At 70.9% G+C, this 13,548-nt stretch carries 12 protein-coding genes and 2 tRNA genes; 13 read left to right on the plus strand and 1 reads right to left on the minus strand.

Going from position 1 to position 13,548, the window contains the following annotated elements:
* From proB to AC5RUW_RS04925, 11 genes are all read left to right on the plus strand, one after another.
* Entirely contained in the window at nt 1-1,311 is a 1,311-nt protein-coding gene (gene proB / locus AC5RUW_RS04875; protein WP_494159667.1) for a glutamate 5-kinase, read from the plus strand.
* A gap of 9 nt (nt 1,312-1,320) precedes the next feature.
* A complete protein-coding gene (locus AC5RUW_RS04880) occupies nt 1,321-2,679 on the plus strand; it encodes a glutamate-5-semialdehyde dehydrogenase (protein ID WP_494159668.1) in 1,359 nt (452 codons plus the stop codon).
* Between the two features lie 128 nt (nt 2,680-2,807).
* Entirely contained in the window at nt 2,808-3,047 is a 240-nt protein-coding gene (locus AC5RUW_RS04885) for a hypothetical protein (RefSeq protein ID WP_494159669.1), read from the plus strand.
* 38 nt (nt 3,048-3,085) lie between these two features.
* Nucleotides 3,086-3,787, plus strand: a complete 702-nt coding sequence (nadD, locus tag AC5RUW_RS04890; RefSeq protein WP_494007218.1) for a nicotinate-nucleotide adenylyltransferase — start codon at nt 3,086-3,088, stop codon at nt 3,785-3,787.
* Nucleotides 3,780-5,357 (plus strand): hypothetical protein, encoded by a 1,578-nt coding sequence (locus AC5RUW_RS04895; protein ID WP_494159670.1) that lies wholly within the window; start codon nt 3,780-3,782, stop codon nt 5,355-5,357. The genes nadD and AC5RUW_RS04895 overlap by 8 nt, the downstream gene beginning before the upstream one ends.
* Nucleotides 5,358-5,375: 18 nt before the next feature.
* Entirely contained in the window at nt 5,376-5,759 is a 384-nt protein-coding gene (gene rsfS / locus AC5RUW_RS04900; protein ID WP_494007216.1) for a ribosome silencing factor, read from the plus strand.
* 8 nt (nt 5,760-5,767) lie between these two features.
* Nucleotides 5,768-6,463, plus strand: a complete 696-nt coding sequence (locus AC5RUW_RS04905; protein ID WP_494159671.1) for a histidine phosphatase family protein — start codon at nt 5,768-5,770, stop codon at nt 6,461-6,463.
* Between the two features lie 139 nt (nt 6,464-6,602).
* A tRNA-Ala gene (locus AC5RUW_RS04910) sits at nt 6,603-6,675 on the plus strand.
* Nucleotides 6,676-6,679: 4 nt separating this feature from the next.
* A tRNA-Ala gene (locus tag AC5RUW_RS04915) sits at nt 6,680-6,752 on the plus strand.
* 173 nt (nt 6,753-6,925) lie between these two features.
* Nucleotides 6,926-8,575 carry an FAD-dependent oxidoreductase gene (locus tag AC5RUW_RS04920; RefSeq protein ID WP_494159672.1) on the plus strand — a complete coding sequence of 550 codons (1,650 nt, stop codon included), beginning with the start codon at nt 6,926-6,928 and terminating at the stop codon, nt 8,573-8,575.
* Nucleotides 8,576-8,614: 39 nt separating this feature from the next.
* Nucleotides 8,615-9,526: an NUDIX domain-containing protein gene (locus AC5RUW_RS04925; RefSeq protein WP_494159673.1), complete on the plus strand. Its 912-nt coding sequence runs from the start codon at nt 8,615-8,617 to the stop codon at nt 9,524-9,526.
* 9 nt (nt 9,527-9,535) lie between these two features.
* On the opposite strand, the gene AC5RUW_RS04930 is transcribed toward AC5RUW_RS04925, so the two are convergent.
* Nucleotides 9,536-10,303: a lysoplasmalogenase gene (locus AC5RUW_RS04930; RefSeq protein ID WP_494159674.1), complete on the minus strand. Its 768-nt coding sequence runs from the start codon at nt 10,301-10,303 to the stop codon at nt 9,536-9,538.
* 339 nt (nt 10,304-10,642) lie between these two features.
* Between AC5RUW_RS04930 and AC5RUW_RS04935 the strand changes: the two genes are divergently transcribed.
* The gene (locus AC5RUW_RS04935; protein ID WP_494160192.1) at nt 10,643-12,064 is read left to right on the plus strand and encodes an MDR family MFS transporter; all 1,422 of its coding nucleotides are present in this window, start codon (nt 10,643-10,645) and stop codon (nt 12,062-12,064) included.
* A gap of 224 nt (nt 12,065-12,288) precedes the next feature.
* A complete protein-coding gene (locus AC5RUW_RS04940; RefSeq protein ID WP_494159675.1) occupies nt 12,289-13,518 on the plus strand; it encodes an acyl-CoA dehydrogenase family protein in 1,230 nt (409 codons plus the stop codon).
* Nucleotides 13,519-13,548: the final 30 nt, after the last annotated feature.

Below are 13,548 nucleotides of genomic sequence, written 5' to 3' on the forward strand. Positions count from 1 at the left end.
ATGACTGATAACGCACACACAGACCAGACAGCACCCGCGCCCGCCGCCGCCGCCGCCGCGACGGCCGTACCGGAGAAGCGCCGCCCTTTGAAGTCCCGTGCCGGGCTGGCCCGTGCCCGCCGCATCGTGGTCAAGGTGGGCTCCTCCTCCCTGACCTCGGTGGCCGGCGGCATTTCCGACGACGCGCTCCAGCAGCTGGCCGCCGTCCTGTCCGCACGCCACCGACAGGGCACCGAGATCATCTTCGTCTCCTCCGGGGCGATCAGCGCCGGACTGGCCCCGCTGGGCCTGACGAAACGGCCCAGCCACCTCTCCACCCAGCAGGCCGCCGCGAGTGTGGGCCAGGGCCTGCTCATGGCCCGCTACAACGAGTTCTTCAGCCGGCACGGCGTCACCGTCAGCCAGGTGCTGCTCACCGTGGAGGACCTGATGCGCCGCTCCACGCACACGAACGCGCACCGGGCCATGGAGCGGCTGCTGAACTTCGGCGTCCTGCCCATCGTGAACGAGAACGACACGGTGGCCAGCCATGAGATCCGGTTCGGCGACAACGACCGCCTCGCGGCCCTGGTGGCGCACCTGGTGAAGGCAGACGCGCTGATCCTGCTCTCCGACGTCGACGCCCTCTACGACGGCCCGCCGTCCGCCGGCGCCGTCCGCATCCCGGAGGTCACCGGCCCCAAGGACCTGGAGGACGTGCGGATCGGCAAGGTCGGCCGTGCCGGCACCGGGACCGGAGGGATGGTCACCAAGGTCGAGGCCGCCACCATCGCCGCCGCCTCAGGCATTCCTGCGCTGGTCACCTCCACCGCCAATGCCGCGGCTGCCCTGGCCGGCGAGGACGTCGGCACCTGGTTCAGCACCCGCGGCCGGCGCCAGCCCATCCGGCTGCTCTGGCTTGCCCACCTGGCCCGCATCCGCGGCACCCTGGTGCTCGACGACGGCGCGGTCAAGGCCGTCGCTCAGAGGCGCCGCTCGCTGCTGGCTGCCGGCATCACCGAGGTCCGCGGCAGCTTCGAGCCCGGCGATCCGGTGGCCCTGGCGGACAGCCGCGGCGTCGTCGTCGCCCACGGGCTGACCAACTACGGTTCCGACGAACTGCCCGTCATGCTCGGACGTTCCACCCGGGAACTCTCGCAGGAACGCGGCCGCAGCTATGACCGGGCGGTGGTGCACGTGAACGACCTCGTGGTGCTGCCGGGCAGCCGGCACGCCGATGCCCTGTCGGCGGCCCCGGACAACCCCTCCCGTCAGCCGGCGGGCCTGCCGGATGCCGCGCCTGCCCCCGCCGACGCACCGACCGCCAACTAGACTGGGAGCATGACCGTGAACACCTCCACAGCCGCAGCCGAAAACGCCGCCGAGGAAGCCGCCGCCGCCTCCGACGGACTCGAGACCCGCGAACCGGCCGAGGGCGCCGACGGCATTGAAGCGGGGGTGCTGGCCGTCGCCGACGCCGCCCGCACCGCCTCGCGCAGGCTGGCCCGAGCCACCCGTGCGCGCAAAGACGCGGCCCTGGAAGAGATCGCCCGCCGCGTGCTGGCCGGCCAGGACCGCATCCTTGCCGCCAACGCCCAGGACCTGGAGGCGGGGCGAAGCAACGGGACCTCCGCCGCCCTGCTGGACCGCCTCACCCTGACGCCGGAGCGCATCGGCGGGCTCGCCGACGCCCTGAAGATGCTCGCCGGGCTGCCGGATCCGGTCGGCACCGTGGCCCGCGGACAGACCCTGCCCAACGGACTGCGGCTGCGCCAGGTGCACGTGCCCCTCGGCGTCGTGGCCGCCATCTATGAGGCCCGTCCCAACGTCACCGTGGACATCGCCGGTTTGGCGCTGAAGAGCGGCAACGCGGTCATCCTGCGCGGCGGCAGCGCGGCCGGACGCACCAACGCCGTGCTGGTGGAGATCATCCGTGACGCCCTTGAGGCCGCCGGCCTGCCCGCCGACGCGGTGCAGAGCATCGACCAGTACGGCCGGAGCGGGGCCAACGTGCTGATGAAGGCGCGCGGGAAGGTCGACGTGCTCATCCCCCGCGGCGGCCGTGACCTGATCCAGACCGTGGTGGCCAACGCCGCCGTGCCCGTCATCGAAACGGGGGAGGGCAACGTCCACATCTACCTGGACGCCTCCGCCCCGGCCGAGATGGCGGTGCCGATCCTGCTCAACGCCAAGACCCAGCGGCCCAGCGTCTGCAACACCGTGGAGACCTTGCTCCTGCACCGCGACGCCGCCGCCGCCCCGGATGTGCTCGCCGCGCTGGCCGGCGCCGGCGTCCGGCTGCACGTGGACGAGCGGGCGGCCGCACTGCTGCCCGACGGGGCGGAATCAGTGCCGGCCTCCGAGGAGGACTGGGGCCGCGAATACATGGACCTCGACCTCGCCGTCGCGATGGTCGACGACATGGATGAGGCGCTGGAGCATATCCGGCGCTGGTCCACCGGCCACACCGAGGCCATCCTCACCAATGACCTGGCCCAGGCCGAACGCTTCATCGCGGAGATCGACTCGGCGGCCGTGATCGTCAACGCCTCCACCCGGTTCACCGACGGCGGGCAGTTCGGACTCGGCGCCGAGGTGGGCATCTCCACCCAGAAAATGCACGCCCGGGGGCCGATGGGCCTGACGGAACTGACCACCACCAAGTGGATCGTGCAGGGCGACGGACACATACGCAGCTGACCGGCAGGCCGCCCTGCACCGGACCCGGCAGGGCGGGCCCTGCCGGGTCCGGCGTGCCGGGCGGCTACCATTGGTAAAGACACCACGCCGGGAAACCGGCCCACCAGAGACTTCTCAAGGGGAGATCCATGCTGATCCAGCTTTCCAGCGCCGCCCTCACCGCGGCAGAGCACTCCGAGGCGCACGTTGAGCTGCCCATGTCCGCATACGCCTACGGCGCCATCATCTTCGGGCTCTTCCTCGTCCTGATGCTCGCCACGGTCATGTTCACCAGCCTGGGCCACCGCCACGAGGCCACGGCGGAGCATGTGGATCCGCAGCGCCAGTTCCCCAACAAGCATGACCACGGCCAGGGCATCGAAGGCTGACACCGGCCGCGGTGGATAAAGCAGGAACAGTTTTCCATATGGATGCCAGGCGCGACGGCGCGGACGGCCGGTCCCGGCCGTTCCGCCTGGGCGTGATGGGCGGGACCTTCGACCCGATCCACCACGGCCACCTGGTGGCCGCCAGCGAGGTGGCGGCGGAGTTCGACCTGGACGAGGTGGTCTTCGTGCCCACCGGCGAGCCGTGGCACAAGTCGGACCAGGTGGTCAGCCCCGCTGAACACCGTTACCTGATGACGGTCGTGGCCACGGCGTCGAACCCCCGCTTCACCGTAAGCCGGGTCGACATCGACCGGCCCGGACCGACGTACACCATCGACACGCTTCGGGACCTGCGGCAGGCCCGGCCGGACGCCGAGCTGTACTTCATCACCGGGGCGGACGCGATGGCGCAGATCCTGTCCTGGAAGGACATCGGCGAGCTGTGGTCCCTGGCCCACTTCGTGGGAGTGACCCGTCCGGGCCATGAGCTGCAGAACATGGGCCGCGAGGATGTAAGCCTGCTGGAGGTCCCCGCCATGGCGATCTCCTCCACCGACTGCAGGCAGCGCGTCGCCGCCGGCCAGCCGGTCTGGTACCTCGTGCCCGACGGCGTCGTGCAGTACATTGCCAAGCACCGGCTGTATGCGCCGGATCCGGATCCGGCCCCGCGTGCAGCCGCCAGCGACACAGCCAACCAGCAGCTCCAAGCGACAGATAGCGGATGGGTAGGAAATGACTAACGGTCCAGAGTCCGTAGACGCACCACGGCGAAGCCGTCGGGCGGCTGACGTACCGGCGGACGCTGGCAGGCCCGCCCCGGAGCGGGAATCCCAGCAGCGCGCCAGGGACCGCGAGGCCCTGAGGGCCTACAAGGCGCTTACCGAGAACCAGCCGAAGCAGGCCGCGGAGTCCGCCGCGCCGCCCACGCGCCGACAGCTTCGGCTGCAGCAGCAGCGCGCGGCCCAGGAGGCGTCGCAGGACCGGCAGATTCCGCAGGACCGGCAGACTCCGCAGGACCAGCAGACGGCATCGGCTCCCGGCCGGCGCCGTACCGCCGGAACCGTCGCCGGTACCCCCGCTGAAGGTTCCTCCGGTCCCGAAGCCGCGCCGGCAGTGAAGGAGCCCGCCCCGAAGGAGCAGGCCCGCAGCCCCCGGAAGGCCCAGGACAGCGGGACAGCCGCGCCCGCTGCCAAAGCTCCCGCCTCGAAGGCCCCGACCCGCAGCCCCCGGGCCGCGGGCGGACCCGGCGACGCCGCCGAGGCCTCCCCGAAGGCCGCCCCCGGCAGCACCAAGGCAGCCCAGGACGGACCGGCGAAGGCTGCACCCAGCCGCCGTGCCCGCCGCCTGGCGGAGGCCGGCCTGGCCGCTGACGGCCCGTCCGCCGGCGCCGCTGCCGAACGGCCGAAAGCACCGTCCGCCGGAGCCGTTCCCGCGGACGCCGACGCGCCGAAGCCCGCGGCCCGACCCGGCGTTCCCGCGGACGCCGACGCGCCGAAGCGCGGCGACGCACCGTCCGGGCCCACTGCCGGCGCTGCGGACAAGTCCGCTGCCCCCGGTGCACCCGCTGCCGGGGCGGCACCCGCCGCCGGGGCGGACGAGGATCCAAACGCCGACGTCGCCAACATGAGCGTGGAACAGGCCCTGGCAGCGCGCCAGGCGCTGGAGGGCCAGGCCCGCAACCAGGTGGCGATGATGGAGGCGATGCGGAAGGAGGACCCCTACTCGGTGGACCTCGAACTGCTCGCCCAGCAGAAGGCGCTGGCCGAGCGGGCTGCGGTGCTGAACAAGCGAACGCAGAACATCCAGCGTCTTTCCGAGGAAAACCAGCAGCGCCGGCCGCAGACGAACGACCCGACCACCGCGCACAACCTGGCGATGGTCACCCCGCTGGAGTTCGTCCGGGTGCCGGGCATGGACCGCCCCGTGATGAAGCGTCCGCCGACGGCCCACGTCCCGATCGTCACCGACCGGCAGCAGCAGGCCCCGGCCAAACAGCCGGCACGCAGCCAGGACCGGCGGTCCCAGCCGCGGGCCGCCGGGAAGGATGCCGCCGCCGACGCCGCCGCCGAGGCGCGCCACGCCCGCATCCTTGCCAGGGCCGACGCGCTGGTGAATGCCCCGCTTGACCCCGACCAGGGCGCCCATCCGATCGGAGCGCGCAGCGCCTTCGGTCTGGATCCGCTTGACGTCATGACGGCCGGACTCGGCCGTACCCGGAGGATGCGCTGGGTATCCTTCGGCCTTGCCGGTGCAGGGTTCGCAGCCCTCGTCACCAGCATTTTGCTGATCGTCGGCGGCTTCGGCAGCTGACGCAACCCTAGGAGACATGTGAGCGCCACCGAAACATCCATCGAGACCGCCCGGACGGCTGCCGCCGCCGCGGCCTCCAAGCTGGCCGACGACATCATCGCGATTGACGTCAGCGACCGGCTTGCCATCACCGACGTCTTCCTGATCGCCTCCGCGTCGAACGAGCGGCAGGTCAACGCCATTGTCGACGCCGTGGAAGAGGAACTCGCCAAGACCGGGCTGAAGCCGGTCCGCCGCGAGGGCCGCTCCGAGGGGCGCTGGGTCCTGCTGGACTACGCCAACGTCGTGGTCCACGTGCAGCACGAGGAGGACCGGGTCTTCTACGCCCTGGACCGCCTCTGGAAGGACTGCCCCGTTCTCGACCTGCAGCTGGAACAGCCCGCAGCGTCGGCTGACTCGTAAGGGCGGGGTTGTCCTCCCGCTCACCCTGGGACCCGGCGAACACGGGCCGCCGGGTACTCTTCTGGCGACACGGCCGCACTGAATGGAACCGTGCCGGCCGGTTCCAGGGGCAGCTGGACATTCCGCTGGACACCGTCGGGCGGGCCCAGGCCGAGGCGGCCGCCCGGCGGCTGCGCCTGCTGCGGCCCGCCGTCGTCATCTCCTCCGACCTGGCCCGCGCCCGGGACACGGCCCTGGCGCTGGGCAGGGCGGCCGGACTCGACGTCGACCTGGACGCCAGGCTGCGCGAAACGATGGCCGGGCGCTGGCAGGGCATGAGCTTTGCCGACATCACGGCCGACGACGGCGAGGCGCTGGCCCGCTGGTCTGCGGGAGCGAGCGACGCCCGGGCAGGCGGAGGGGAGACCCGGGTCGAGGTCGGCCGGCGGGTGGCCGAAGCTGTGGGGGAGGCCCTGCAGCGTGTCCCCGAGGGCGGGCTGCTGGTGGTGGCCAGCCACGGCGGGGCCATCCGAGCCGGCATCTGCGCCCTGCTGGAGCTGCCCGAGAACTCCTGGGCCGTGATCGGCGGGGTCTCCAACGCCCACTGGAGCCTGCTGGATGAGCGCGACCCCGCCGGAGGCGGACCGCGCTGGCAGCTCGCCCGGCACAACTTCGGCCCCGAGGACCTCCCGCTGCAGGCTCCGGCAGCCCCGCAGGAGACGTAGCGGGACCGCGCAGCCGCCCGAATTGCACTGCTGTAGTTCGATTTTGCACCGGCCGGGCGGCTGTACTATAGTAGAGGAGTTGCTTCGCCGGAGGGCGAAGAAAACAACACACCGGAGGCCGGTCAAACGGTACTTTTCAGGGGCTGTGGCGCAGCTGGTAGCGCACCTGCATGGCATGCAGGGGGTCAGGGGTTCGAGTCCCCTCAGCTCCACTCCGGGGGTATGGCGCAGTTGGTAGCGCGTCTGCATGGCATGCAGAAGGTCAGGGGTTCGAATCCCCTTACCTCCACATCGGAAAGAGAGGCCCGCATTTGCGGGCCTCTCTTTTTTCTTGTCCTTTTTCCTGTCCGTCCGCCCGTCCGTCTGACATACTCCTGTCGCATCGGACCCGCCGCGCGGCGCTGCGAAGACGCTGAACCGGAGACGGCCGTCCGCAGCCTGCAATCGGAGTGGGGGAACGTCATGGAAGACGTCGATGTCATCGTGGTCGGAGCGGGAACGGGAATGTTCGCGGCCCTGGCGGCCGCAAACCGGGGAATGAGCGTCCTGGTCGTCGAGAAATCCGCGCACGTGGGCGGCTCCACCTCGCTGTCCGGCGGAGGGTTCTGGATACCCGGCAACAGCATCCTCCGCGACAACGGACAGCAGGATGACCCGGAGCGGATCCGCACCTATCTCCGGGCCGCGACCCGGGGTGAGGTCGAGGATGAGCGGTGGCAGACGCATATCGACCTCGGGCCGGAAGCCGTCGATCTGCTGCGCCGGGCCACACCGTTGAAGTTCCAGTTCATGAAGGAGTACGCCGACTACTTTCCGGAACTGCCCGGAGGCTCGGCGACCGGGAGGGCCTGCGAACCCAAGCCCTTTGACGCGAAGGTCCTGGGGGAGGACCGTGCCCTGCTGCGCCGTCCCATACTGACGGCGCCGTTCCCGATGCCGATCACCGGCTCGGGCTACAAATGGCTCAACCTCGTGGCACGCACGCCCAAGGGCGTGGTGACGGGTGCCCGGCTGATGGGCCTCGGCGTGGGCGGAATGGCCCTGGGCCGGGAGTACCTGGCCGGCGGCCAGGCCCTCGCCGCGGGGCTGCTCGCCGGGCTGCGCGCGGCCGGCGTGGCCATCTGGACCAAGACGCCGCTCTCCGACCTGGTGCTCGAGGACGGGAGGGTGGCCGGCGTCGTCGTCCGGCGGGACGGCGAAAACGTCACCGTCGGAGCGCGGCGCGGCGTCATCCTCTCCACCGGCGGCTTCGACCGCAATGCCGAGATGCGGGGCAAGTACCAGTCACCGTCGGTGGACGGCTCCTGGAGCTTCGGCGCCGAATCCAACACGGGAGACGTCGTCGCCATCGCAGAAAGCCACGGCGCCGACCTGGCCTTCATGGATGCCGCGTGGTGGTTTCCGGCGGTCCCGGTGCCGGGTCCGCAGCCGGGCGCGCTGCTGGCGGAACGGTCACTGCCGGGCCAGATCATCGTCAACGGCCGCGGCCGCCGGTTCATGAACGAAGCGGTCAACTACATGAGCGCCGGGCAGATCATCACCGGCAGGCACAGCGCGGAGGATCCGCACATTCCGGCCTGGATGATCTTCGACCAGCGCTACCGCAACCGGTACCTGTTCGGCGCCGGGCTGTTTCCCCGCCAGCCGCTGCCCAGGGCCTGGTACGACGCAGGCATCGCCAAGCAGGAATCCACGCTGGAGAAACTGGCGTCGTCCCTGGGCATGGCGGATCTGCCGGCGACCGTGGAGCGGTTCAACCTGCTGGCCGGCTCCGGGCGGGACGACGACTTCGGCCGCGGCGACAGCGCCTACGACCGCTACTACGGCGACCCGACCGTCACCCCCAACCCGTGCCTCGGGCCGATCGATTCCGGGCCGTACTACGCCGTGCAGGTGGTGCCTGGAGACCTCGGCACCTGCGGCGGGATCCGCGCTGATGCAAGCGCGCGGGCCCTGCGGGCGGACGGATCCGTGATCCCCGGGCTGTACGCCATCGGCAACGCCGCCGGCAATGCGTTCGGCCGGGTCTACCCCGGCCCCGGCGCCACCATCGGCCAGGGACTGACCTTCGGATATGCGGCCGCGAAGGACCTCGCCGGGCAGCCGGCCTGAGCTGCGGCCGGCCGGGTTCGGTTATGGCAGGCTGGGGCCATGAGGATTGAGCCCCCTGCACCCGGTGAGCCGCGCCGTCCCTTTGGTCCCCGCAATCCCGGCGATGCGTGGGTCACGGCTCCGGACGGGGAACGCTACTGGGGCCGGTTCGGGGCGGCGGGGCTGCTGGCCCTGGACCCTGACCGGGGCGTGCTGCTGCAGCACCGCGTCTCGTGGAGCCATCACGGTGACACCTGGGCGCTGCCCGGCGGCGCGCGCCACGAAAATGAAACAGCCCTCGACGCCGCCCTGCGCGAGTCAGCGGAGGAAGCCGGTGTGCCCTCCGCTGCGGTACGGCCCCGCCTGATGAGCGTCCTGGACCTGGGCGTCTGGTCCTATGCCACCGTGGTGGCCGACGTGACTGAATCCTTTGAGCCGGTGATCAGCGACCCGGAAAGCCGGGAGCTCGCCTGGGTGGCGCCCGACGACGTTGCCGGCCTGCCGCTGCATCCCGGCTTCGCGTCCTCGTGGGAGAAACTGCGCCGGCTGCTGGGAGTGCGGCCCGCCGTCGTCGTCGACGCGGCCAATATTGTCGGTTCGGTGCCGGACGGCTGGTGGAAGGACCGCGCTGCGGCTGCACAGCGGCTGCTGGAGGCGGCAGCGGCGCTCAGCGCGCAGGGCGTACCGGCGGACGCTTTGGGCCTGCCGGAGGATACCTGGTTCCCGGAGGTGACCGTCGTGCTGGAAGGCAGGGCCCGCAGCGCGGCCGGTGTTCCCGACGCTCCCGGCCTCACCGTCCGACGGGCGGAGGCCGCCGGTGACGAGGCGATCCTGGCAGCCGCCGTCGAACTGGCCGCGCACGGGCGCAGCGTCACGGTGGCCACCAGCGACCGGGAGCTGGCCGCCAGGTGCCGCGCTGCCGATGCCCGGATCATGGGCGCCGGCAGCATGCGGGAACTGCTGCAGTACTAGCAGCGAAGCTCAGGATGCGGCGGCGGGACGGCGCAGCCGGGCGAGAAGCCCGCGGCGCCGGGGCGCGGCGGGGTCCGCCGCCGCGTCCGTTCGCTGCAGTGCCCGTCGGCGGAGGTAACCGGCAACGATCAGGCCCTGTCCAGCGCAGTAGGTCAGCATCACCAGCGCGCTGGTCCAGGCCGGCATCGCCCCGGGGGTGAAGATGCGGAAGGCCAGCACGGTGTCCGATGCCAGGAAGAGCAGCCCGCCGACGGCGACCAGCGGCCCGCAGCGGGCCGCCGTCGCCGCCGTGCCGCCCAGCACCAGGCCGTAGAGGGCCACCGCAGCGGTCAGGGAGCCCAGCGAGGGCCACAGCGCCGCAAGCATGCCCGCCCACCAGACCGGAAACACCAGCGCCCAGCCCGGAAACGGCCCCGGGGCTGCGTGTTTGAACAGCAGGCGGATCCAGCAGAGATGGGCGACACCGAAGGCGGCGATCATCACCGGCACCTCCGGCACCTGCGGGAAGAAGGCCCCGGCGCCGTCGCCGATCCAGGAGAAGGTGAGGGCGCCGAGCAGCAGCACCGACGCGCCGTCGACCTTCCGCCCGCGCAGGGTCCAGAGCGCCGCGCCGGCCAGCAGCGGCATCAGCACCAGCTTGGTGGGGCCGGCGACGTCGTCGGCTTCCACGAAGCGGGCCGTGACGTGGACCGCGGAGGCGGCCGCGAACGGGGCGAAACCCCACCACGGGTTCGTCGGCGGATCCGCCGGCACCTCACGGGCAGGCACTGAGCTCACGGCACTCCTTCGGGTCGGTTGTGCCCCATCCTAGGCCGGGCGGCGCGCCCGTGCGGGGAGAAACGTGGCAGGACACGCCCCGGCAGTACGCCGCTGTGAGCGTGCACACCTGTAGAGCCGAGGAATGAAACCGGCAGGTGCCCGCGTTACGGTTGAGGAGCCTGGGCCGGAACGGTCCCTGAGCCGTCACGACGGTCCCGCCGCGCAGCCGGCGCCCGCCCGCCAATTTCGACCCCGAGAAGGACAGTTCCCCCTTTGAGTACCGATACACATCCCGTCGCTTCTCCCGTGCCCGGAGCCGCGGCGCCGGCGCCGGCCCCGGCCCCCGCGCCGGACACGATGGACGCCCGCACCAAGACCGTCATCGGCCTGCTGCTGGTCTCCTCCTTCGTGGTGATCCTGAACGAGACCATCATGAGCGTGGCGCTGCCGCGGCTGATGGCCGACCTTCAGATCACCGCCGCAACTGCCCAGTGGCTCACGACCGGGTTCATGCTGACCATGGCCGTGGTGATCCCGGCCACCGGCTTCCTGCTGCAGCGCTTCACCATGCGCGCGCTGTTCATCGCAGCGATGTCCCTGTTCAGCACGGGCACCCTGCTCGCCGCCCTGGCGCCGGGCTTCGAGACGCTGCTGGCGGGCCGGATCATCCAGGCCAGCGGCACCGCCATCATGATTCCGCTGCTGATGACCACCGTGCTCAACACCGTGCCGGCACACAAACGCGGCCGCATCATGGGCACCATCTCCATCGTCATCGCCGTGGCGCCGGCCATCGGTCCCACTGTCTCCGGGCTGATCCTGAACGTGCTGGACTGGCGCTGGATGTTCTGGCTGGTGCTCCCGATCGCGCTGGCCTCCCTCGTCCTCGGGGCCCTGAAGGTGCAGAACCTGACCGACACCCAGCGGGTGCCCTTCGACATCCTCTCGATCGTGCTGTCCACGTTCGCCTTCGGCGGGTTGATCTTCGGGTTGAGCAGCATCGGCGAGGCCGCCGCGGGCGAGGCCCCGATGCCGCTGTGGATCCCGCTGTCGGTCGGCGCTGCCGCGCTTGCCGCTTTCGTCGTCCGCCAGCTGGTGCTGCAGCGCGACGACCGGGCCCTGATGGACCTGCGCACCTTTGCCAGCCGGCCCTTCGTGGTGGCCATCCTCATGGTGCTGATCAGCATGATGGCGCTCTTCGGCTCGTTGATCGTCCTCCCGCTCTACCTGCAGAACGTCCTCGGCCTGAGCACGCTGAACACCGGCCTGCTCCTGCTCCCCGGAGGGGTCGTCATGGCGATCCTGTCGCCGATCGTCGGCGGCCTGTTCGACCGGTTCGGTCCCCGCCCGCTGGTCGTCCCGGGCGCGCTGCTGCTCAGCGCCGCGCTGTGGGGGATGACCCTGCTGGACCAGGAGAGCCCCGTCGGCCTGGTCATCGCCCTGCACTGCGTGCTGAACTCCGGACTTGGATTCATCTTCACGCCGCTGTTCACCTCGGCGCTCGGCTCGCTGGACCGCTCCCTGTACTCGCACGGCAGCGCCATCCTGAACACGCTGCAGCAGCTGGCCGGCGCCGCCGGCACGGCTGTCTTCATCACCCTGATGACCGCCGGTACGACGGCGGCGGTGAACAGCGGTGCCGATGCCGTCAGCGCGGCCGCCGACGGTGTGCATACGGCGTTCTTCTGGGGCGCCGTCGTCTCGCTGCTGGCCCTGGCCGCATCGTTCCTGGTGCGCCGGCCCGCCAATGAGCTGCCCGAGGGTGCCCTCGCGCACTAGCTTCAGCCGCCGGACGCGGCCATGACGGCGACGCGTCGGACGGCAGGACGGCGGGGCCCGGGTTTTCCCGGGCCCCGCCTTCTGCGTCTTCAGTGCCGCTTCGGTGCCGGGCGGGGCCGCGGATGGGAAGACAACCCAACGCCTCCGGACCGGTCCTTGACCCGCGATGTGACGGTCGTCATACTAACTAAGCGATCAGTTACCTCAGTCGGCAGGAGCCCTCGATGACCGTCACCCAGACCGCCCGCCCAGTCTTCGACCCCGCCGCCGCGGGCGACGTCGACTCCGACCTCTACCTGCTCGATGACCTGCTCGATGACGAGACCCGGGCGCTTCAGGCCAGGGTGCGGGCCTTCGTGGACCACGAGCTGCTGCCGGTGATCAACGGCTATTGGGAGCGGGCCGAGTTCCCCGCCGAACTGGTGCCTAAGCTCGCGGCCCTGAACATCACCGGCGGGACCATCAGCGGTTACGGCTGCCCCGGCCTGAGCCGGGTGGCAACGGCGGTGACCGCAGCAGAGCTGGCCCGTGGAGACGGGTCCATCTACACGTTCTTCGGCGTCCACTCCGGCCTGGCCATGGGCAGCATTGACATGCTCGGCAGCGACGAGCAGAAGCAGCGATGGCTGCCGGCCATGGCGCGGCTGGAGAAAATCGGGGCCTTCGCCCTCACCGAGCCGGACCACGGCTCCGACTCCGTATCACTGGAGACGACCGCCCGACGGGACGGGGACGAGTATGTCCTCAACGGCCGCAAACGCTGGATCGGCAACTCCAGCTTCGCCGACGTCGTCATCATCTTCGCCCGGGACGAGGCCGACGGCGCGGTCAAAGGCTTCGTCATGGAAAAGGAAGCGGACGGCAGCCACCCCGCGGGGTTCTCGCCCACGGTGATCACCGGCAAGATGGGCAAGCGTGCGGTGCTGCAGCCGGACATCGTGATTGAGGACCTGCGCATTCCGGCCGGGAACCGGCTCGAGAACAGCAACAGCTTCAAGGACGTCAACACCGTGCTGACCTCCACCCGCGGGGGAGTGGCGTGGGAGGCGCTGGGCCACGCCCAGGCCGCCTACGAGCTGGCCGTGGCCTACGCCAAGCAGCGCACCCAGTTCGGCGCCCCGATCGCCGGCTTCCAGCTGGTGCAGAACAAGCTGGCGAACATGCTGGCGCAGCTGACGGCGATCAAGCTCACCTGCTTCCGGCTCAACGACCTCGCCGAGCAGGGGAACCTCACCTCACCCATGGCGTCCATGGCGAAGATGTTCGCCGCCCGCCAGGGCCGCTGGATCTGTTCCGAAGCCCGCGACATCATGGGCGGCAACGGGCTGCTGCTGGAAAACCACGTGGCCCGGCACCTGACCGACATGGAGGTCGTCTACACCTACGAGGGAACCGATTCCATGCAGTCACTGATCCTGGGCCGGCACATCACCGGGCTCTCCGCCTTCGCCTGACGCCGGCCGGCCGGGGCCCGGCGGATCGTC

The organism is Arthrobacter sp. Y3222053 (genome assembly GCF_059092805.1).